The 20,191-nt window shown below is 71.6% G+C and carries 19 protein-coding genes; 13 read left to right on the top strand and 6 right to left on the bottom strand.

Annotation, left to right across the window (positions count from 1 at the left end; genetic code table 11):
- Positions 1–6 precede the first annotated feature (6 nt).
- The 5 genes from H7X46_RS02515 (at position 7) to H7X46_RS02535 (ending at position 3,039) form a co-directional block, all read left to right on the top strand.
- Positions 7–585, top strand: coding sequence for an ATP-binding protein (locus H7X46_RS02515; RefSeq protein ID WP_186357857.1), 579 nt, complete (start codon positions 7–9; stop codon positions 583–585).
- A 137-nt stretch (positions 586–722) separates the two neighbouring features.
- Positions 723–1,118: a DUF2267 domain-containing protein gene (locus H7X46_RS02520; protein ID WP_186357858.1), complete on the top strand. Its 396-nt coding sequence runs from the start codon at positions 723–725 to the stop codon at positions 1,116–1,118.
- Between the two features lie 5 nt (positions 1,119–1,123).
- Complete coding sequence (locus H7X46_RS02525; protein WP_186357859.1) at positions 1,124–1,564, top strand: hypothetical protein; 441 nt, start codon at positions 1,124–1,126, stop codon at positions 1,562–1,564.
- A 144-nt stretch (positions 1,565–1,708) separates the two neighbouring features.
- Positions 1,709–2,491 carry a TIGR01458 family HAD-type hydrolase gene (locus H7X46_RS02530; RefSeq protein ID WP_186357860.1) on the top strand — a complete coding sequence of 261 codons (783 nt, stop codon included), beginning with the start codon at positions 1,709–1,711 and terminating at the stop codon, positions 2,489–2,491.
- 125 nt (positions 2,492–2,616) lie between these two features.
- Positions 2,617–3,039: a DUF6069 family protein gene (locus tag H7X46_RS02535; protein ID WP_186357861.1), complete on the top strand. Its 423-nt coding sequence runs from the start codon at positions 2,617–2,619 to the stop codon at positions 3,037–3,039.
- A 24-nt stretch (positions 3,040–3,063) separates the two neighbouring features.
- Here the strand turns inward: H7X46_RS02535 and H7X46_RS02540 are convergent, their stop codons facing one another.
- The 6 genes from H7X46_RS02540 to H7X46_RS02565 form a co-directional block, all read right to left on the bottom strand.
- Entirely contained in the window at positions 3,064–4,866 is a 1,803-nt protein-coding gene (locus H7X46_RS02540; protein WP_186357862.1) for an FAD-dependent oxidoreductase, read from the bottom strand.
- The gene (locus tag H7X46_RS02545; protein WP_186357863.1) at positions 4,863–5,720 is read right to left on the bottom strand and encodes an NAD(P)-dependent oxidoreductase; all 858 of its coding nucleotides are present in this window, start codon (positions 5,718–5,720) and stop codon (positions 4,863–4,865) included. The genes H7X46_RS02540 and H7X46_RS02545 overlap by 4 nt, the downstream gene beginning before the upstream one ends.
- Positions 5,717–6,949, bottom strand: coding sequence for an acyl-CoA dehydrogenase family protein (locus tag H7X46_RS02550; protein ID WP_186357864.1), 1,233 nt, complete (start codon positions 6,947–6,949; stop codon positions 5,717–5,719). Before H7X46_RS02550 ends, H7X46_RS02545 begins: the two co-directional genes overlap by 4 nt.
- A gap of 20 nt (positions 6,950–6,969) precedes the next feature.
- Entirely contained in the window at positions 6,970–8,328 is a 1,359-nt protein-coding gene (locus H7X46_RS02555; RefSeq protein ID WP_186357865.1) for an NAD(P)/FAD-dependent oxidoreductase, read from the bottom strand.
- Positions 8,329–8,427: 99 nt separating this feature from the next.
- On the bottom strand, positions 8,428–10,149 hold the full coding sequence (locus H7X46_RS02560; protein ID WP_186357866.1) for an NAD(P)/FAD-dependent oxidoreductase: 1,722 nt from the start codon (positions 10,147–10,149) through the stop codon (positions 8,428–8,430).
- A gap of 142 nt (positions 10,150–10,291) precedes the next feature.
- Positions 10,292–11,257, bottom strand: coding sequence for an alpha/beta hydrolase (locus tag H7X46_RS02565; RefSeq protein WP_186357867.1), 966 nt, complete (start codon positions 11,255–11,257; stop codon positions 10,292–10,294).
- Positions 11,258–11,430: 173 nt separating this feature from the next.
- On the opposite strand from H7X46_RS02565, the gene H7X46_RS02570 reads away from it, so the two are divergent.
- Genes H7X46_RS02570 through H7X46_RS02605 form a run of 8 tightly spaced genes read left to right on the top strand, consistent with a single transcriptional unit; the run spans position 11,431 to position 20,186 of the window.
- Entirely contained in the window at positions 11,431–12,093 is a 663-nt protein-coding gene (locus tag H7X46_RS02570; RefSeq protein ID WP_186357868.1) for a hypothetical protein, read from the top strand.
- Complete coding sequence (locus tag H7X46_RS02575; RefSeq protein ID WP_186357869.1) at positions 12,086–13,456, top strand: glutamine synthetase family protein; 1,371 nt, start codon at positions 12,086–12,088, stop codon at positions 13,454–13,456. Before H7X46_RS02570 ends, H7X46_RS02575 begins: the two co-directional genes overlap by 8 nt.
- A gap of 23 nt (positions 13,457–13,479) precedes the next feature.
- Entirely contained in the window at positions 13,480–14,262 is a 783-nt protein-coding gene (locus H7X46_RS02580) for a gamma-glutamyl-gamma-aminobutyrate hydrolase family protein (protein ID WP_370588572.1), read from the top strand.
- Complete coding sequence (locus tag H7X46_RS29330; protein WP_186357870.1) at positions 14,259–15,848, top strand: AMP-binding protein; 1,590 nt, start codon at positions 14,259–14,261, stop codon at positions 15,846–15,848. Before H7X46_RS02580 ends, H7X46_RS29330 begins: the two co-directional genes overlap by 4 nt.
- Complete coding sequence (locus tag H7X46_RS29335; RefSeq protein ID WP_186357871.1) at positions 15,845–16,618, top strand: enoyl-CoA hydratase/isomerase family protein; 774 nt, start codon at positions 15,845–15,847, stop codon at positions 16,616–16,618. Before H7X46_RS29330 ends, H7X46_RS29335 begins: the two co-directional genes overlap by 4 nt.
- On the top strand, positions 16,615–17,712 hold the full coding sequence (locus H7X46_RS02595) for a Zn-dependent alcohol dehydrogenase (protein WP_186357872.1): 1,098 nt from the start codon (positions 16,615–16,617) through the stop codon (positions 17,710–17,712). The genes H7X46_RS29335 and H7X46_RS02595 overlap by 4 nt, the downstream gene beginning before the upstream one ends.
- Positions 17,713–17,750: 38 nt before the next feature.
- Entirely contained in the window at positions 17,751–19,214 is a 1,464-nt protein-coding gene (locus tag H7X46_RS02600; protein WP_186362397.1) for an aldehyde dehydrogenase, read from the top strand.
- 27 nt (positions 19,215–19,241) lie between these two features.
- Positions 19,242–20,186, top strand: coding sequence for an alcohol dehydrogenase catalytic domain-containing protein (locus tag H7X46_RS02605; protein ID WP_186357873.1), 945 nt, complete (start codon positions 19,242–19,244; stop codon positions 20,184–20,186).
- The last annotated feature ends 5 nt before the right edge of the window (positions 20,187–20,191 follow it).

Genomic DNA, 20,191 nt, shown 5'->3' on the forward strand with positions numbered 1-20,191 from the left:
GGCGGGGTGGGGCTCGCGGACGCGTGGGTGGTCGCCGGGCCGCCCGGGTCGGGCAAGAGCACCGTCACCGACCACCTGCTGGCGCTGCTCTCGCCGGTGCCGGCGCTGCTGGACAAGGACACCCTCTACGGGTCGTTCGTCGCGGCGACGCTGGCCGCCGCCGGTCGTCACCCCGGTGAGCGGGAGGGCGACTGGTACGACGAGCACGTCAAGCGCCACGAGTACGCGGGCATGACCGCCGTGGCCCGGGAGATCCGCGAGCACGGCTGCCCGGTGCTGCTGACCGCGCCGTTCACCGGCCAGATCCACGATCCCGAGCGCTGGCGGGCGTGGGTCGGGGAGCTGGGCGGCGAGCCGGTCCGGCTGGTCTGGGTGCGCTCGGACGCGGCGACGCTGCGGAGCCGGCTCGAGCGCCGCGGGCTGCCGCGCGACCACGGCAAGCTGGAGGCGTTCGACGCCTTCGTCGGCCGGATGCGCCCGGACGTCGCACCACCGGTGCCGCACCTCGCCGTGGACAACCGGCTCGGCGCCCGGGAACCGCTCGCCGACCAGCTCCGCGCCGGGCTCGCCGCCGTCACCACATGATGATCGACGGTCGTGGAGTGGAACGTTCGCGACGCGAACGCTGCACTCCACGACCGTCGATCACCGAGCTGCATGGTGCGTCCCGCGCCGGGTACGCCTACGGCCACGATGTCGTCGACACAGGCTGGGGAGTCCTGATGCAGGAGCACGAGATCGTCTCGGCGGTACAGCAGAGCGCGGCGATCGCGGAGCCCGGGCAGGCGCAGCAGGCGGTCCGCGCGACGCTGGACGTGCTGGGGCACCGGCTGCGGGGCGGGGAGACCGCAGACCTGGCGTCGCAGCTGCCGGATGCGCTCGCCGACGTGCTGCCCGCGAGCGGGCCCGGTGAGCGATTCGGGATCGAGGAGTTCTACGACCGGGTGCGTGACCGTGAAGGCGGGGACACGACCCCGCAGCAGGCCCGCCAGCACGCGCGGGCCGTCGGGGTCGCGTTGAAGGTCGCGCTGTCGGAGGGCGAGTTCACGCAGCTGGTCGCCCAGCTGCCCGACGAGTACCGCGACCTGTTCGGCACGGAGCCGGTGCAGCACCACTGACCGTGATGCGGGCACGACACGGACGGGTGCTGCGCCGCGCGGCCGGTGCGTGGGCCGGGCTGCGGGTCGGCCTGGGGCTGGCCGCGCTGGCCGCGCCCCGCGCCGCGGGCCGGTTCTGGGTCGGGCCGGTGGCGGAGACGCCGGGCGGTGCGGTGCTCGGCCGCGCACTCGGGGCCCGGGATCTCGCCCTCGGCGCCGGCACGCTGCACGCCGTCCGGTCCGGCGCGCCGCTGCGGACCTGGGTCGTGACGGCGGGGTGCGCCGACGCGCTCGACGCCCTGGTCACCGCCGGTGCACGTCCCGCGCTCCCACCCGGCCGCCGGGACCTGGTCGTGGCCGCGTCCGCCGGTTCGGCGGTGCTGGCGGCCGTGCTGGGCGTGGCCATGGGGCCGGACCGTCGATCGGACGGCCGCGGTGCGTGGACGCCCGCGCGGCGCCGTGGGTGACCCGGTCGCCGTCCGCGACCTCGCACCTGCTCGTGCCGCGGCCGATCGTCGAGAGGACGATGCACTGCGCGCGATCCCGCCATCGGTGCGCTGCTGGCCGGTCCGCCGCGCCCTGTGCTATCTGTTGCGTCGAGGTGAGAACGGGTGGCGACACTGCCGGGACTGCTGGTCGACATCGACGGCGTGCTGACCGTGTCCTGGCAGCCACTGGACGGTGCGACGGAGGCGTTCGCGCAGCTCAGGGCCGCCGGGCACCCGATCAAGCTGGTCACCAACACGACGTCGAGGTCGCGAGCCTGGATCGCCGATGCGCTGCGCCGCGGTGGTTTCGAGGTCGCCGAGGACGACATCGTCACCGCTCCGGTGGCCACCGCCGCCCACGTCGCGCAGCAGTACCCGGACGCCGGGGTGCTGCTGCTCAACAGCGGCGACATCCGTGACGACCTGGGCGACCTCCGGCTGGTCGACGACGAGGCACCGGACGTCGTGGTGGTCGGTGGCGCGGGCCCGGAGTTCGACTACGCCGCGCTGAACCGGGCGTTTGCCCACCTGCAGCGCGGCGTGCCGCTGATCGCGATGCAGCGCAACCTGTTCTGGCGCACCGACGACGGGCTGCAGCTCGACTCGGGCGCGTTCGTCACCGGGCTGGAAGCGGCCGCCGGGGTACGGGCAGAGGTGGTCGGCAAGCCCGCCGAGAGCTTCTTCGCCAGCGCGCTGCGGCTGCTCGGGGTGACGGCCGCCGACGCCGTGATGGTCGGCGACGACGTGGAGTCCGACGTGCTGGCCGCACAGCGGGCCGGCATCACCGGCGTGCTGGTGCGCACCGGGAAGTTCCTCCCGCGCACCCTGGAGGAGGCGTCCGGTACTCCCGACGCGGTGCTGGACTCGTTCGCCGACCTGCCGGCATGGCTGGGGCAGCGGGCGTAACGGGTCGGCTGCCGGCCGCCCGGCCGGCGAATTCCTCGCGGGCACACCGAACAGTTCCGGGCCCGCTCGGGGTCGGAATGGGAGAGACCGGCGCCGGGCCGGTCGGCTCACCACCGGAGGCCACCATGTCCACCACCCACATCACCGCCGCCCCCGCCCGCACGATCGCCGCGCCGTCGGCGGGGTCGTTGCTGCGGGACGGGGCCCTGGCCACCGTCGTCGCCGCGGCCGCCACCGCGGTGGTCGCCGCCGCCGGCCAGGCGGCCGGGATCAGCCTCGCCATCGCCGGCACCCCGATCCCGCCGTCCGGGTTCGCGACGATGACGGTCATCTTCTCGGTCCTCGGGCTGGTCATCGCCCTGGGGCTGCGCCGGTTCGCCCGCAGCCCGCGCACCGCGTGGATCCGCACCACCGTCGTCCTGACCGTGTTGTCGTTCGTGCCCGACGTGATCGCCGACGCCGCCGTGGCCACGAAGGTGTTTCTCATGCTGACCCACGTCGTGGCGGCGGCGATCGTGATTCCCGCGGTCGCCCGCCGGTTGTCCTGAGGCGACCTCGCACGAGGGTCTCCCTCAGACCGGATGTCCGACCGACCCACCGAGCGTCTCGACCGTCTTCCGGAGTTCCACCAGGTGGTCGTCGCAGAGCTCGCTCGGCGTGACGCCGTACTCGAGACAGAGCTTGGCTGCGGCTGCCGTGGCGATCGCGTGCTGGCCCCCGTTGCCCATGAACTTGGTGACGGAACCGGCGATGTGGGTCACGCTGATGTGCTTCCCGGCCATCATCAGGTTGTCGAGGTGGGCCGAGTACAGGCACCGGAAGGGCACCTCGAAGGGCCTGTCGTCGCGGGTGTCCCACGTCCAGTCCCGGAGGCGGAAGTCGTACTTCTCGTGGCCCGGGTGGTGCAGGCAGAACGCGCCGGAGTTCCAGGCGACCGTGTCGTCGAACCGACGGTGTTCCCGGATGTCGTTCTCGGTCAGGACGTAGGCGCCCCTGTATCGACGGAACTCGCCTTGTCCGGGGACGAAGGCGACCCAGTCGAGTGCGAGATTCGCATGGGTCTCGGGTTCGAAGGTCTTGACGTTGGAGAACGTGCCGTAGACCGCCCGCAGGAGGTGGTCACGGATGTGCTCGGCGTCGGTGTACGGGTCGAGGTCCTGGCCGTACTCCCAGAAGTGGGTGAACGGCTTGAGCATCCGCCGGCGGATGCTCGGGTCAGGAGTTCGGGCCGGCCCGGCGACCGGTCCTGCAACGTTGTCGATGCCCGGACGTTCGAGCTGTCCGCCCAGGTCGGCGTAGTCCTGGGCGACCTCGATCGCCCACGGAACATCCGGGAAGCCGCACGGGTGGTTCTCTTCACGGGTCCGGAAGAACAGGGTGTTTCCGTGGTGCGACTCGACACGCTCCTCCGGAGCGAGTGGTTCGCCGAACTCACCCCGGCTCTCGTACCCGAACATCGTCTCGACGCCGGCGAGCAGGCCGAGGATCGCGGTACCGGTGCAGTCGATGAACATCGCGCCACGGAACCGGGTCTCGCGTCCGGAGCGAGTGTCGCGGGCGACGACCGAGACGATCCGGTCGCCGTCACGGGCGACGTCGAAGATCTGGTGCTCGAGGAACACCGACACGGTCGGTTCCGCACGCAGGAGATCGAGAGCCGCAAGATCGCCGTCCGCGGACCGCGCGGAGAGTGCCTTGACGAGTGCCCCCGTCTCCCCGCGGGGAGTGAGCCCGATCTCGGTGCTCGCGTTGCCACCCAGGACCGGGCGGTTCTGGACGAGTGCGACCGTCAGGCCGAGACGACCTGCGGCGAGCGCGGCCGCCGAGCCGGTGACGCCCCCGCCGGCGACCACCACGTCGAACGATCCGCCCTCGACCGGCTGGTCCGGCAGCCCACGGAGCCGTCGTCTCCAGGCACGAGTGCCGGGATCGACCCCGTCGGGTGGCTCGGCGTCGCCGGTGGTCAGGTAGACGGCGTCACATCGGCCGTCGAAACCGGTCAGGTCGGTGAGGACGATCGTGGCTCGGCCTTCGGCCAGGTCGATCCGTCCGGCGTTCTCCCAGGTCCAGTCGCGACCGTTCGCGCCGAACTCGACCGGCAGCCGCTCGCCGTTGATCGACACGGCGAAGCGGCCGGGATGGTGGGAGGGCACCCAGTCCTTGGCACGCACCCAGACGCGATAGGAACCGGCCCGTTCGACGTCGATCGTCGTGGTGGCATCGGCGACGGGGACACCGAGACCGTGGGCGAGGAGGTACGGCGACCCCATCTCCACCTCGAACTGGGAGTCCAGCGTCCACCCACCGAAGTCGTCGAACTCCTCGGCCTCGACGAGGATGTGATGGCCGGCGGCCACGGGCTGGTTCCCTGTCATCCGACTCTCCCTCGTGTGCGGGTCGCGCCTCCCGGGGGCGGGTCGACGAAGATGTCGTAGGCCAGGTCGCCGTTTCCGCCGTACGGCGACAGGTCGGTCGTCCCGGCGTCGCGGAGCACGTCCACGTCGAGGAAGGTGTTGCCGGTGCACTCGCGCGCCGGCCGCTCGAGGATCGCCACGGCGGCATCGGCGACGATCTCGGGCGAGCGTGACCTCTCCATCGCGGCGTCGCCGCCGAGGATGTTCTTCACGGCGTCCGTGGCGATGTAGGTCTCGGGCCACAGGCAGTTGGCGGCGACGCCGTGTTCGGCGAACTCCGCGGCCCACCCGAGCGTCAGGAGGGTCATGCCGTACTTGGCCACCGTGTACGCCGGGTGAGCGCCGAGCCACGCCGGCGACAGGTTGAGGGGCGGGCTGAGCGAGAGGACGTGCGGGTTGCTCCCCTTGCGCAGGTGCGGGAGCGCCTTGCTGGTGAGCAGGTACGTGCCGCGCAGCTGGATCGCGGTCATCAGGTCGAACCGCTTCATGGGCAGCGTGTCGGTGCCGTCGACGGCCAGTGCGGAGGCGTTGTTGACGACGACGTCGATGCCGCCGAACCTCTCCACCGCCTGCTCGACGGCGCGCTCCACCGAGGCTTCGTCGCGGACGTCGCCCACCACGGGCAGCGCGTTGCCGCCGGCGGCCTCGATCTCGGCTGCGGCGGTGTGGATGGTGCCCGAGAGCCGCGGGTCGGGCGTGCCGGTCTTCGCCAGCAGGACGACGTCGGCGCCGCGCCGGGCGGCCGCGACCGCGATGGACAGCCCGATGCCGCGGCTGCCGCCGGACATGAGCAGGGTGCGCCCGGCGAGGCTCATCCGGTGAGGTCCTTCCCGAAGATGGTGCGGGCGACGACCCACTTGAGGATCTCGTTGGCGCCCTCGTAGATCTCGCCGATCTTGCTGTCGCGGTAGATCGCCTCGACCGGCCCGGGCGTGCCGTCGGCGCTGAGCTCGCGTGCGAAGCCGAGGCCGCCGAACGCCTGCACGGCGTCACGGGCCATGTCGACCGCCAGCCGGCTGCCGTAGAACTTCGCCATCGAGGCCTCGGGCTCGGGGAAGGTCTCGCCGGCGTCGCGCCGCAGGGCCGCCTTGAGGTAGAGGGTGCGCGCGTTCTCGATCTCGGTCGCCCGCTCGGCCATGAGGAACTGCCAGTGCTGGTTGGCGGCCAGCGTGCGGCCGAACGCCTCGCGGGTCGAGAGGTGCGCGACCGCGTGGTCGAACGCGGCCTGCGCCATGCCGACGCCCGCGGCCGCGATGCCGACGCGGCCCAGGGTGAGGGTGGCGAGCGCGTGGCGAAGTCCCTGCCCGTGGTCACCGCCGAGCAGCGCGTCGTCGGTCAGCTCGACGTCGTCGAACCAGACGTCGGCGGTGAGCTGGCCCCGGTTGCCCATCTTCCGGTCGGGCTCGCCCACGCGAACGCCCGGCAGGGAGGTGTCGACGATGAACATCGACAGCCGGTCCTCGGTGCGGGCGAGCGTGACGATGAAGCCGGCGACCGGCGAGTTGGAGATCCAGCGCTTGCGGCCGTTGAGCACCCAGGTGTCGCCGTGCCGGACGGCCACGGTCCGCACGGCCTGCGGGCTCAGGTCGGAGGAGGCCTCCGGCTCGGTGGTGGCGAAGGCCCCGACCAGGCTGCCCTTGGCCACTGGTCGCAGCCAACGCTGCTGCTGGGCCTCGGTGCCGTGCGTGAGCACGTTGCCGGCGAGGATGCAGTGCACGTCGAAGACCGCCGCGACGCTGCTGGAGTGGTAGGCGAGCTCCTCGATCGCGACCGCGGTGGCGGTGACCGGGTGGGCCAGCCCGTCGCCGCCCACCTCGGCGGCGAAGGGCACGCGGAAGAGGCCCGCGGTGGCGAGGCCGTCGAAGACGTCGCGGGGGAAGCCGTCGACGCGCTCGTCGCCGTTCGCGATCCGGCGGGCCGCCGGCGCCACCACGTCGGCGGCGATCTTCCGCGCCCGCTCCCGGACCTCGACGGTCTCGGCGGGGGACAGCAGGTCGTGGTAGAGCCGATCGGCCTGACGCGTGGGGGTTCGTGCGTGGGACATGGGGACCTTTCGTCGAGGGATCAGGTGTCCAGGCCGGCCAGGACGCGGTGGGCGGCCTGCTCACCGGAGGCCGCGGCGTCGGCGAGCGAGGGCATGTCGAGCTGGTAGTCGCCGGCGAGGTGGACGGGTCCGAGTGGGGTGCGCAGTGTCGGCAGGGTGGCGCGGCCACCGGGGGCCCAGAACGGCACCACCCGAGGGTGGCGGCGGAGGATGCCGTTGTCGAGCTTCCCGTCGAGCTCGGGGTAGAGCCCGAGGAGGTCGGCGGTGAAGCGGGCGACGATCTCCTCGTCGGTGAGCCGGAACAGCTCGTCCGCCTCGGCTCCGCCGGCGAAGCAGGCCAGCGCTCCACCGGGCTTGCGCGGGCCGCCTCGCCGCAGCGCTGCCGCGTGGTTGAACACCGCCTGGAACGACAGCCCGGGGGTGGACACCGCGAGGTGGTCGTCCCACCGCTGGGGGCCGTCCTCGCGGGTGAAGAAGCCGACCACGACGTAGCGGCCGTAGCGGATCGCCTCGAACGCCTTCCGGTGCTCGGGCGGCAGGCCCGGCATGATCCTCAGAGCGATGTCGGCGGGCACCGCCACGATCGCCCGGCGGGCCGTCAGGCGGGCAGGGCCGTCCGCGTCCGCGTAGTCGACGACGACGCCGTCGGCGGTCCACTCCAGGGTGGTCACCGGTGAGTTCAGCCGGATGCGGTCGCCGAGGTCCTCGGCCAGGACGTCGGTGAGGGTCTGGTTGCCGCCCTCGGGCAGGGTCAGGTTGGGCACCTTCTCCGGGTCCGTCAGCAGGATGCCCATGGAGATGACGAACTGCGTGGCGGCCGTCTCCTCCGGCTCGCACCCCATCCACTGGCCGGACCAGGACCGGACCATGTCGCGGGCGAGCTCGGACGACACCCCGCGCAGCACGAAGTCGGCGCGACGGTGGTCGAGCCTCGCGCGCACCGACCGCGCGAGCCGGTTCTCCGGGTTCATCTCCAGGAACGGCACGTTCGCGAGGATGCGGGTCCCGACCGCCGCCAGGCCCAGCCGATCGCGCCACGTCATCGCCGACCGGAACATGAGGCCGAACGGGTTGGAGGTGTCGACCTGCTTCCCGCCGAGCGAGAGGGCGACGGACTTCCCCTCCAGCGTCCCCAGGGGCACCTGGTGCCGGTGCAACGCATCGATCAACGGCCCCGTGCCCTCGGTGAACTGGGTGCCGAGGTTGATCCAGTAATCGCCCTGGCGAACCGAGTCCACGCGTCCCCCGGACCGGCCGGACGCCTCCAGCACGACGACGTCCCGGCCGGCGAGGGTGGTCGCGGCTATCAGGCCGGCCATCCCTGCGCCGACCACGACGACCTCGCAGGTCTCCTCGCGGATGCCGGATGGTGTGGACATGTCGGGCCTACTCCCGTTCCTCGGCGATCCGCGCGGGAACGACACCCGTTCCGCGCGCCCTGGTGGCGACGATGGGCTCGTACCGCTGGTGGACGACCTTCATCCGCCGACGACGGTGGCGACCTCCGCGTGCACCTCCCCGGACGCCGTGGCGATGTCGGTGTGGTCGACCTCCTCGTCGATGCGGCCGATGCGCGGCGCGACGGCCCGTCCGTCGAGGGCGACGCCGGGGTAACCGCGCCGGGCGATCTCCTCGCAGATGCGGCGGTAATGGCCGACGCCGCCGACATAGCCCATGAAGGTCGTCGGCTTGCCGGCGACGTTGGACCCGCGGTACCAGGAGTCGGTGGCGGCGTACAACGTCTGGCCGACCGTCCGCTCGGTGATCTCCACCCAGTCGTCCTGGGCCTCGGGGGTGGTCTCGATGACATCGTGACCGGTTGCGCGGGCGTGGGCGATCAGGTCGGCGATCCAGTCCACGGCCTGCTCGATGGTCATGACGACGTTGCTGGCGAGCGCGGGGCTCTGCGGGCCGGCGATCATGAAGAAGTTGGGGAACCCGGCGGTCATCAGGCCGAGGAACGTCCGGGGTCCCTGAGCCCAGACGTCCTGCAGCCGGCCGTGGTCGGGCGTGGTGACGTTCAGCCCGAAGAGCGGGCCGGTGAAGGCGTCGAAGCCGATCGCGAGCACGATGGCGTCGACCTCGTAGGTGCCGCCCTCGGTGACGATGCCGGTCTCGGTCATCGTGGTGAGCGGCTCCTCGCGCAGCGAGACCAGCGAGACGTTCGGGCGGTTGAACGTCTCGTAGTAGTCGGTGCCGAAACAGCTCCGCTTGGCGCCGAGCGGGAAGCGGGGCTCCAGCAGGGTCGCGGTCCGCTGGTCGTGCACGATCTCGTGGATCTTCCCGCGGAAGAACTCGGCGGCCGTCTCGTTGGCCTCGAGGTCGAACAGCAGGTCGGCGAACTCGGCTCCGACCCCCAGGAAACCGCTCCTCTCGTACGCCGCCTCGTAGCGACGGCGGCGCTCCTCGTCGTCGACGTCGAACGCCCGGTCGGTCACCGGTCGGTCCGGGATCCCGCCGGGGGAGTACCGGCACTCCTCGCGGATGTCCGGGTACCTGCTCTTGACCTCGTCGACGACCTCGGGAGCCAACGGGGCGTTGCGCGCCGGGAAGACGTAGTTGGGGGTCCGCTGGAAGACCGTGAGGTGGTCGGCCACCTCGGCGATCAACGGGATGCACTGCACCCCCGACGATCCGGTCCCGATCACGGCGACGCGCTTGCCGGTGAGGTCGTCCAGCGAGATGTTCCACCGGCTCGTCGACACGGTCGTTCCGGTGAAGTTCTCCAGGCCGGGAACGTCGACCTCCTTGGGTGTCGACAGGCCGCCCGAGCCGGCCAGCAGGTAGCGACCGCGCCGGGTCTCACCGGAGTCGAGCGTCAGTTCCCAGACCTGCTCGTCCGGGAGCCAGGTCGAGGCCACCACGGTGCTGGTGAACCGGAAGTACCGACGGAGGTCGAAGCGGTCGGCGACGTGGTTGATGTAGCGGAGGATCTCGGCCTGGGGCGCGAAGCGCTCGCTCCAGGTCCATTCCTTCTGGAGCTCCTCGCTGAACGAGTACGAGTAGTAGATGCTCTCGACGTCGCAGCGCGCGCCCGGGTAGGTGTTCCAGTACCAGGTGCCACCGACGTCCGGGGCCTTCTCGAAGCCTGCGAACGTCCAACCTCGCTCGCGAGCCTGGTAGGCGGTGTACAGGCCGGAGAAGCCGGCCCCGACGCACAGAACGTCGACGACTTCGCGGGGTGAGTTCGGGTCGGTCATGTCCCTGCCTTCTCGTCTCGCTTCGTCGAGGTGAGCGCCCGATCTCTTGATCAGACGACTGAGGCGAATGACTAAGAAGGTATCCCCGGATGTGACCTGCGTCAATGCCTCAGTGGTGATCAGCTGGGAGGGCCGCCGTCGTCTACCGGCCGATGGCCCGGAGGTACCGGACCACGTCGGTGATCGCCGCCTCGGTCTTCGCGAAGGTGCCGATCTCGGTGAAGAAGCCGTGGAAGACGCCCAGGTGCCGGACCGAGGTGACGGGGACACCGTCGTGGCGCAGGCGGTCGGCATAGGCTTCGGCGTCGTCCCGCACGGGGTCGACCTCGGCGGTGAGGATCAGAGCCGGCGGCAGGCCGCGCAGGGACCTGGCGTTGAGGGGTGCTGCGTACTCGTCGCTGCCGGGCTGGTGACCGGTGCCCACGTACTGCTCCCAGAGCCAGCGCGCGTCCGCCGCGGTCAGCAACGGGGCATCGGCGAACTCGCGCCACGACGGTGTCGAGAACTGGTCGTCGACCGCCGGGTAGACCAGGACCTGGGCGACCGGCAACGGACGTCCGTGGTTCCGGCGGTGCAGGCAGATGGCGGCGGCGAGGTTGCCGCCGGCGGAGTCGCCGCCGACGGCGATCCTGCCCGCGTCGATCCCCAGGTCGCCTGCCGACCGGCGGAGCCAGGCGAGCGCGTCGAGCGCGTCCTCGAGCGCTGCCGGGTAGGGGTGCTCCGGTGCGAGCCGGTACTCCAGGGACAGCACGTCCCAGCCCGAACGAGTGGCGAGGGCGCGGCAGGCCTCGTCCACCCCGTCGAGGGTCCCGAGCACGAAACCGCCCCCGTGCAGGTACAGGAGGGCGGGTCTCGGGATCGCGCCGGCCGGTTCCCGCGCGTGGTAGCGCCGCACGCGGAGCCCTCCGGCGCGGGTCGGGACGACGAGCTCCTCCACCCGGCGCAGTGGGGTGAGGGGGCGATCGGACGGTGGGGTCGCCAGGAGCTCCCGAGCCCGTGCGGCACCCAGTTCACGAACGGGAACGGGCATCGACCCGGCGATCAGCTGTGCGACCTGCAGGGCGTCGCTGTCGAGGCGGTCCCAGCAGCGCGGGACGGGTGCGGTCATGTGCGGGCGCCTTTCGGGGTGGTTCCGCGTCAGGTGTTGACACGGTGTGACCTGGGCCGCACTATCATAGTCATGCGTTTGAGTCAGTCGACTAAGAAGCGCCCGGGGCCACTGACAACGAGGTGTGGCGCCACCGTGTCGCGCGAAGGCGCGCAAGCCGAAAGGACCGAACGATGACCGAGACCATGACGGCCGCCGCGCCGACGTCCGCCGGTGCTGCGGACGTCGACGTCCGGATCGAGGACGATGCGACACCCCTCGTTCGGTTGCTCGGCCGCACGCTGCGTGACGCCGTCCGCGCCGGACATGCGCTCGAGACCCTGACCAGGTCGAGCGGCGCGGTCGCCGTGCGCTCCCACGACACCCCGCAGGCCGCGACCATCCGCTTCGGCGAGACCGGCGTCGACATCTCGGACGGGGTCCTGGTCGAGCCGGATGCCGTGGTCACGGTCGACCTCCACGCACGCTTCGCGTCGACCACGGAGCCTGACGGTGACGCCGATCTGGCCGCAGGAGTCCTGCATGCGCTCACCCCGCCGGTGCCCTGGTGGCGCGAGGCGGCCCAGCGGTTCTGGGACCTGACCCGGACGCTGCCCGGCATGCCCGAGACGCTCGTCGTCGTCACCGAGGGGCCGGAGGGCGTCGAGCAGCTCGTCCTCGGCGAGGGGCCCTCGCAGTACCTGGTCGCCTCGGACCCCGACTCGCTCGCGGGCATCTTCTCCGGCGCCGACGACCTCTTCGCAGTTCTGTCCTCCGGTGCGCTGGGCCTCCAGGGCACCCTCTCCCAGCTGTCGGTCATGACCGGCGCCTCCTGGAAGGTTCGCTTCGATGCCTGAACCCACCACCGTCACGAGCACCCCCGGCGGACGCTCCGTCAGGCTCGAGGCGACGAACCCCGAGGGGTGCTTCCTCGGCAAGAACGTGTCGCAGAAGAAGTTCGAGTCCGGTAACGCCGACGCCGGGTTCCCCGGGTTTCCCTTCGCCGACCTTCTCTTCGGGCTCGACCTCGGCAACGCCCCCGTCCTCGGAGCGCCCTACCCCGCCTGGCGCGGACACCTCGACGACGTCTACCTGCGCCCCGACATGTCGACCCTCGTCGAGTGGGAGCCCGGCCTGGACTCGGTGATCGGCGACTACTGGCTCAAGGACGGCACACCGGTGCCGCTGTGTCCGCGCAACCTGGTCCGCAAGATGGTCGAGCGCCTCGCCGCGCACGGATACACCGCGACCGTGGCCGTCGAGATCGAGGCCACCGTCTTCGAGGAGTCCATCCACGAGGCCCGTGCCCGCGGATACCGGGACCTCACGCCACTGGGCGGCACGGCGGGGACGGCCTACCACCTCGCCAAGTCCAAGGACTGGGTCTCCTACATGAAGGCCGTGGCCCACCGCCTCGACGAGGTCGGCATCGAGTGGGACGCGTGGAGCGACGAGGACGCCGCGGGTCAGATCGAGCTCAACCTCGCGATGGGTGACCCGATCAAGGTCGGCGACGACTGGGCGCGCACGCGCCAGGTGATGCGCGAAGTGGCCTTCGAGCTCGGGCACAGCGTGACGTTCATGGCCAAGCCCACCGCCGGCTACGGGCAGGCCTCCCACATCAACATCTCGCTGCAACGCGACGGGGCCAACGCCTTCCACGCCGAGCACGGCCCCTCGGAGACGATGCTGCACGCCATCGGCGGGCTGCTGGCGACGCTCGCGGGCACCACCTCGATCGTGCTGCCGCAGATCACCTCCTACCGGCGGCTGGTGGACCTCAGCGGCCCGCCGGTCACCATCAGCTGGGGGATCAGCAACAAGACCACCGCGGTGCGTGCGGTCGTCGGCCACCCGAAGTACTCGCGTCTGGAGTACCGCCTCCCCGGCGCGGACGCCAACCTCTACCTCGCGCTGGCCGGTGTGCTCGCCGGGATCATCGCGGGCCTCGAGCACAAGATCGATCCGCCGGAGCCGGTCAGCGACATGGCGTGGTGCATGCCGCCCGGCCTCGGGATCGAGCGCATCCCCGACAGCATCACGAAGGCGGCGGCGGCCCTGGACGCCGACCCGCTGCTGCGGGAACTTCTCGGTGACGAGTTCGTCGACTGCTGGATCGCCTCGCGCAAGTGGGAGTGGATGCAGTTCCACACCGCCGGGGGCGACCGGTACGCCGAGCTCTCCGAGTGGGAGTCGGCCCGCTACTTCGAGCTGCCGTGACGGCCGGTGCGGAGGGCGTTCCGGTGCGACCGCTGGTCGGCATCACCGGACGGCGCTACCGGCTGGGGCTGCTGCAGGGAGCCGACGAGCGGTACGGCGACCGTTGCCTGGACAGCTACATGTCCGACTTCGCGACCCGGGTCGCGGAGGCCGGCGGGCTGCCGGTGCACCTGTCCTACGACACCGACGCGTCGTCCGTCTGCGACTGGCTGGCCGGCGTCGTGATCACCGGTGGGCAGGACGTGCATCCGTCCTGCTGGGGCGGCGATCCCGGCGTGGTCCGCGACGTCGACCCCCGGACCGATCCCATGGTCCACGACCTCGCCCGGGACGAGTACGAGATCGCGCTGGTGCGGGCCGCCCTGGACCGGGGCATCCCCGTGCTCGGTGTCTGCCGGGGGTTGCAGGTGCTCAACGTCGCCCTCGGCGGCACCCTCGTCGCCCATCTCGAGCCCGGCACCGTGAGCCATCTGTCCGCCGAGACCGCGCCCACCGACGGCACCGCCGACCACCTCGTCACCTTCGAGCAGGGGTCGCTCGCGGCCGAGCTCCTCGGCCCGAGCGCGACGACCAACTCCTGGCACCACCAGGCGGTCGACCGCTGCGGCGCCGGGCTGGTCGTGACCGGCCGGACGAGTGACGGCGTGATCGAGGCCGTCGAGCTCCCCGGCGCCCAGGTGCTCGGGGTCCAGTGGCACCCCGAGTGGATGAAGGGCGCGGACCCGACGCTGGCGTGGATCGTGCACGCCGCCAGGTCCTACCTGGCGGCCACGCGTCACGCCGAGACCGCGAGGAGCATGTCGTGACTCCGACCGTGACGCACGAGCAGGCCGGCGAAGCGCCGACCGTCCGCACCCTGACCGCGCTGCTGGCGCAGCGAGCCCGGGACTCGGCGGACCGCGAGTTCCTGCGCTTCGGCGAGACCTCCTGGACCTTCGGCCAGGTCGACGCGTGGACCTCCCGGCTCGCCCACCGGTTCGTCGAGGTCGACGGCATCGCGCCGGGCGACCGGGTGGCGATCATGCTGCCGAACGTCGTGCACTGGCCGGTGACCTGGCTCGCCGCCCAGAAGGCGGGCGCGACCGTGGTCCCGGTCAACTCCTCCTACCGGCGCGCCGATCTCGCGTTCGTCCTGCGTGACTCGGGTGCGCACGTCGTCGTCACCGACGGCGAGCACGCCGGGTTGGTCACCGACGTCCTGGAGGCCGAGGACCGGCTCGGCGACGTCCGCGTCGTCGACGTCGCCGACGACGGGTCGGAGCCCTTCCCGGGCACCGCTCCGGCCGTGCGGGTCGACGCCACCACGCTGGCGAACCTGCAGTACACCTCGGGCACCACCGGGTTCCCGAAGGCCTGCATGCTCACCCACGACTACTGGGTCCGGCTCGGGTGGCTGTGCGCCGGCGCCACCGGCCTCGGCGGCGACGACGTCCTGCTCACGGCCCAGCCGTTCTCCTACATGGACCCGCAGTGGAACGTCGCGCTGGCCCTCACGGTCGGCGCCCCGCTCGTGGTACTGCCGCGGTTCTCGGCGTCGACCTTCATGGCCGACGTACGCCGTCACCGCGCCACCTTCTTCTACGTCCTCGGGTCGATGCCGACGCTGCTCGTCAAGCAGCCGCCGGCACCGGACGACCGGGAGAACGCCCTCCGCGTGGTCTTCTGCTCGGGCATCCCGGTCAGCCTGCATGTCCAGCTGGAGGAGCGGTGGGGTGCACCGTGGCGCGAGGTCTACGGGATGACCGAGACCGGGATCGACCTGTTCAGCCCGTTCGGTGACACCGCCGCCGTAGGGAGCGGGAACCTGGGGCACCCGGTCGCCACCAAACGGGTCCGCGTCGTCGCGCCCGATGGAACCGACGTTCCCCACGGCGATCCCGGGGAGCTGGTGGTCTCGGGGGTCCCGATGATGAGCGGTTACTGGAACCGGCCCGAGGCGACGGCCGAGGTGCTGCGCGACGGTTGGCTGCACACCGGCGACCTCGCGGTCCGCCGACCCGACGGCGGCATCCAGCTGGTCGGGCGGATCAAGGACATGGTGCGCCGCGGCGGCGAGAACGTCGCCTGCGTCGAGGTCGAGGCCGCCCTCGAACGTGACGAACGGGTGGTCGGCGCCGCGGTCGTCGCCGAACCCGACGACACCCTCGGCGAGGAGGTCAAGGCGTTCGTCCAGCTGGCTCCCGGTGTACCGGAGGGCCGGGAGACCGCCCGGAGCATCGTCGAGCGGGCCGGCTCGCAGCTGGCCCGGTTCAAGGTGCCCAGGTACGTCGCGTTCGTCGCCGACCTCCCGCGGACCCCTTCCGAGCGGGTCTCCAAGCCCGCCCTCAAGGCCCGGGCGAAGGAGAACCCCGGCGTCACCCACGACTTCGCCGTCCGGAGGAGCCAGGCATGAACGACCCGACGACCGGCCCCGGGGTCATCGACGTCGACATCGACCGGGATGTCGCCGTCCTGACCCTGCGCCGTCCCGACAAGCTCAACGCCCTCGACGTCGCCACCCGGGTCCAGCTCGCGCAGGCACTGCGCGAGCACGGCACGGGCGAGACCGCCCGCGGGATCGTGCTCACCGGCGAGGGCCGCGCCTTCTCGGCGGGGCAGGACCTGCGGCGGACGCCGACCACCGAGGCCGAGTTCCTCGAGGAGTTCGCGAGCTTCCACGACATCACCCGCGCGATCCTGGAGACCCGGGTTCCGGTGGTCGCCGCGGTCAACGGCATCGCGGTCGGGGGAGCCTCCGAGATCACCCTCTGCTGCGACGCGCGCATCGGCACCCCGGCGACCGTGTACTACCAGCCGGAGAACGGCCGGGGCATCACGATCTCCAACGCCTCGAGCGTGCTGCTGCGGCGCCTCGTCGGCAACCATGCGATGCGCATCGTCCTCGGCTCCCCGCGGATCGGTGCCGAGGAGGCGCTCCGTATCGGGCTCATCGACGAGGTGGTCGAGCCCGAGGCCCTGGTCGACCGGGCCATCGAGACGGTCCATGCGTGGACGCCCGAGTCCAACACCACCGCCCTGCACCTCACGCTGCTGCGCCCGCTCGCCGAGGAGGTCGAGGCGGCCTTCGCCCGCGAGGACGTCGCCGCCAAGGCCTCCTGGGAGAGCGGCGTGTTCACGGCCGGTGTCGCCGGCTTCTGGACGACCAAGGAGACGACATCATGATCGAGACCCGAGCCGCCGTACTGACGGAGATCGGCGAGCCGCTCGAGCTCACCACCATCCGGGTCGACGAGCCGGAGCCGCACGAGGTGCGCGTCGCGGTCACCCATGTCGGCCTGTGCCACAGCGACCTCCACTACATGACCGGCACGGTGCCGACCGGCCTCCCCGTCGTGGTCGGCCACGAGGTGGCCGGCGTGGTCGAATCCGTCGGCTCCGACGTCACCTCGCTGCGCCCGGGCGACCGCGTCACGGGCGCGCTGACGCCCTCGTGCGGTCGCTGTTCCTACTGCGAGGCCGGCCGGTCGACGCAGTGCCTGCGCCTGGACGAGGTACGGCGCCGGAACCGCGCCGCCTTCGAGACCACCGACGGGCGGCCCATCGAGCGCCTTGCCGCCATCGGTGCCTTCTCCCGCCACATCCTGCTGCGGGAGAACGCCCTGGTGAAGCTGCCCGACGACGTGCCGCTGCACGTCGGTTGCCTCCTGTCCTGCTGCATCATCACCGGCGTCGGAGCGGTGTTCCGCGGCGCCGAGGTGCGGCCCGGCAGCACCGTCGCGGTCGTCGGATGCGGCGGTGTCGGATCCGCGATCATCCAGGGCGCGCGGCTCGCCGGTGCCTCGGCCATCGTCGCCGTCGACCTGGACGATGACCGGCTCAAAGCCGCCCGCGGCTACGGCGCCACCCACGTCGTCAACGGCGGCGCGGGCGACACCGTCGAGGAGCTCCACCGTCTGCTCGGCGACGGAGTCGACTACGCCTTCGAGGCGGTCGGGTCCGCCCGTACCGCGCAGCTGGCGATGGCACTGGTGCGGCCCGCCGGCACCGCCTGCCTCGTCGGCATCGCGCCGGCCGGCACGGAGCTGAGCGTGCCGGCCCTCGACTTCTTCTTCGCCGAGAAGCGGCTGATCGGCTCCTACATGGGGTCGGGCCAGGCCCGCGAGGACATCGCCCAGTTCGCCCGCCTCTACCAGCAGGGCCGCCTGCTGCTCGACGAGATGGTCACCCGCGTCATCCCGTTCGCCGAGATCAACGAGGGCTTCGAGCTCATGAAGTCCGGCGACGTCACCCGCGTCGTCGTCGACCTCCGGTCCTGACCGTGCCCGACCAACGAGATCCTGCAGAGGTGAGCTCCATGCCCGGCCACGACACCGCAGGGCCGCAGCCGGTGAACTACATCGCCGACGAGTGGTGCGCGTGCGCGACCGTCCCCGACAGCTGGAACCTAAACCCCAACACGCGCGAGCCGGTCCATCGAACGGTGACGACCACGCCCGACGACGTCGAACGAGCGCTCCGGCACGCCGAGCGGTCGTACGACGTGGGCCGCTGGGACGAGGAGTCCCGCCGGGAGCGCGCCGCGATGCTCGACCGCGTCGCGACGCTCCTGGACGGCCGCGCCGAGGACATCGCCCGCACGGACGCCCTCACCAGCGGCACACCCATCGGCGTCACGCGAACGGTCGCGGCGTTCCTGCCTCACCGGATCCGGGCCGCCGCTGCCGACCTGGTCGGCATCCCGCGCGTCACCGCCCTGGACGCCGGCGGCCGCGATGTCCGGCTCTACAAGGTTCCCTGGGGGCCGGCGGCGATCCTCACCCCGTGGAACGGGCCGAGCTTCATCCCCGCCGCCAAGGTGGTCAGCGCGATCGCCGCCGGCTGCCCGGTGATCCTCAAGCCGTCCGAGCACGCGCCCGCCAGCGCGCAGATCGTCGCCGAGTGCTTCGTCGAGGCCGGCCTGCCGAGCGGCGCCCTGCAGCTCGTGCACGGCGCGGGTGACGTCGGCGCGCGCCTGACCTCCGACCCCCGGATCAAGGTCGTCTCGTTCACGGGCGGCCCGGGTGCCGGTCGTGCCATCGCGCGCGCCGGCGCGGAGGACTTCAAGGTCCTGCAGCTCGAGCTCGGCGGGAACAACCCGGTGATCGTGCTCGACGACGCCGACATCGACGTCGCCGCGGACGGGATCCTCGAGGGAATGACCAAGATCAACGGCCAGTGGTGCGAGGGCCCGGGCAAGGTGCTGGCGCCCCGCAGCCTGGTCGACCCGCTGGTCGAGGCACTGACCGAGCGGATCTCGAAGGTCGTCGTGGGTCACTCGCTGGACGAGGACTCGCAGGTCGGGCCGATCTCCAACGCGCCGCACTTCGCGACCCTCCGGAGCCGGCTCGACCGGCTCCGCGAGCTCGGCGCCGTCATCCACCAGCCGGCGCAGCTGCCGGAGCTCGACGGCTTCTTCATGTCGCCGACGGTCGCGGCCGGCGCCGACCCGCGGGAGGCCACCGCGGAGCTCTTCGGTCCGCTCGTCTCGCTGCACGCGGTCGACTCCACGGACGAGGCGCTGCGCATCGCGAACGTCGCCCCGTCCGGTCTCGACGCCTACGTGTTCGGCAGTGACACCGACCGGGCCATCGAGGTCGGCTCGCGGATGGTGGCGGGGGAGGTGCGTGTCAACGGCGCCAAGCTCGCGGACCTCGGCGACGACTCCGCCCAGAGCTTCTGGGGTCCGGCCGGTCTCGGTGGACATGGTCCGGCGGAGTCCGTGCGCGTGTTCTGCGGCGACCGGGTGGTGGGAGTGGACTCGCCCGACCTGCCGCTGTGACACCCCAGGCCAAAGGAGAGTTGGCGCATGAAGGCATGGCAGCTGGTGGGAAAGCGCCGGCCGTTGGTCCTCGACCGGGAGTTGCCGGACCCTGCGCCGACCTGGGGAGAAGTGGTCATCGACGTTCGCGCTGCGGGCCTGTGTCACTCCGACATCGGCTTCATCGAGCATGACGGGTTCCGGCCGCCGCACCTGCCCTTCATCCTGGGCCACGAGATCGCGGGGGTGATCTCGCAGATCGGACCGGGCGTTGCCGGCTGGTGCCCGGGGGATCGGGTCAGCGTGTCGGGGCCCGGCGATGACTTGCCTGGACTCGACCGTGACGGCGGATACGCCGAGCAGGTCGTCGTCAGAGCGGACCATGTCATGGGTCTGCCGGGCTCGCTACCGTTCGAGCTCGCGGCGGTTGCCATGGACGCGGGCGCCACCTCACATGCGGCTGTGATGACCGGGGCGCAAGCCGCCGCGGGAAAGAAGATCGGAATCATCGGCTTCGGCGGATTGGGACAGTTCGGCGTACGCCTCGCTCGTCATGCCGGTGCCGAGGTGTACGTGTCCGAGATTCGTCAGGACGTGTGGCCGAGCGCGCTGGCGGCAGGTGCCGTGGCAGTCGCTCCACGCATCACCGACTTCGCCGACCGGGATCTCGATGCGATCGTCGATTTCGCCGGGTTCGGCACGACAACGACGGACGCGATGAAAGCGGTGCGTCGTCATGGCCGAGTCGTGCAGGTGGGGCTCGGTGTGACTGAGGCGACGTTGAGCATGCTGGACCTGACGCTGGGCCGGATCACGCTCGTCGGGATCATGGGTGGTGAACGCGAGGACAGTCGGAGAGTCTGCGACCTGCTGGCGACGAGAGACATCCACGTCGATGTTCAGCGCGTTCGCTTCGACGAGATCCCGCGTGCCTTGGACCGATTGCGCCGCGGAGACGTGGTCGGCCGTGTGGTGGCAATGATGGACGGTTGAACGAG

The organism is Pseudonocardia sp. C8, assembly GCF_014267175.1.
Taxonomy (GTDB): domain Bacteria; phylum Actinomycetota; class Actinomycetes; order Mycobacteriales; family Pseudonocardiaceae; genus Pseudonocardia.

Coding starts and splice junctions, on each gene's coding strand:
- H7X46_RS02565 (WP_186357867.1), bottom strand. CDS start 11,257: ATGACCGCACCCGTCCCGCGCTGCTGGGACCGCCTCGACAGCGACGCC.
- H7X46_RS02545 (WP_186357863.1), bottom strand. CDS start 5,720: ATGAGCCTCGCCGGGCGCACCCTGCTCATGTCCGGCGGCAGCCGCGGC.
- H7X46_RS02575 (WP_186357869.1), top strand. CDS start 12,086: ATGCCTGAACCCACCACCGTCACGAGCACCCCCGGCGGACGCTCCGTC.
- H7X46_RS02595 (WP_186357872.1), top strand. CDS start 16,615: ATGATCGAGACCCGAGCCGCCGTACTGACGGAGATCGGCGAGCCGCTC.
- H7X46_RS02560 (WP_186357866.1), bottom strand. CDS start 10,149: ATGACCGACCCGAACTCACCCCGCGAAGTCGTCGACGTTCTGTGCGTC.
- H7X46_RS02540 (WP_186357862.1), bottom strand. CDS start 4,866: ATGACAGGGAACCAGCCCGTGGCCGCCGGCCATCACATCCTCGTCGAG.
- H7X46_RS02600 (WP_186362397.1), top strand. CDS start 17,751: ATGCCCGGCCACGACACCGCAGGGCCGCAGCCGGTGAACTACATCGCC.
- H7X46_RS29335 (WP_186357871.1), top strand. CDS start 15,845: ATGAACGACCCGACGACCGGCCCCGGGGTCATCGACGTCGACATCGAC.
- H7X46_RS02550 (WP_186357864.1), bottom strand. CDS start 6,949: ATGTCCCACGCACGAACCCCCACGCGTCAGGCCGATCGGCTCTACCAC.
- H7X46_RS02535 (WP_186357861.1), top strand. CDS start 2,617: ATGTCCACCACCCACATCACCGCCGCCCCCGCCCGCACGATCGCCGCG.
- H7X46_RS02525 (WP_186357859.1), top strand. CDS start 1,124: ATGCGGGCACGACACGGACGGGTGCTGCGCCGCGCGGCCGGTGCGTGG.
- H7X46_RS02570 (WP_186357868.1), top strand. CDS start 11,431: ATGACCGAGACCATGACGGCCGCCGCGCCGACGTCCGCCGGTGCTGCG.
- H7X46_RS02520 (WP_186357858.1), top strand. CDS start 723: ATGCAGGAGCACGAGATCGTCTCGGCGGTACAGCAGAGCGCGGCGATC.
- H7X46_RS02605 (WP_186357873.1), top strand. CDS start 19,242: ATGAAGGCATGGCAGCTGGTGGGAAAGCGCCGGCCGTTGGTCCTCGAC.
- H7X46_RS02555 (WP_186357865.1), bottom strand. CDS start 8,328: ATGTCCACACCATCCGGCATCCGCGAGGAGACCTGCGAGGTCGTCGTG.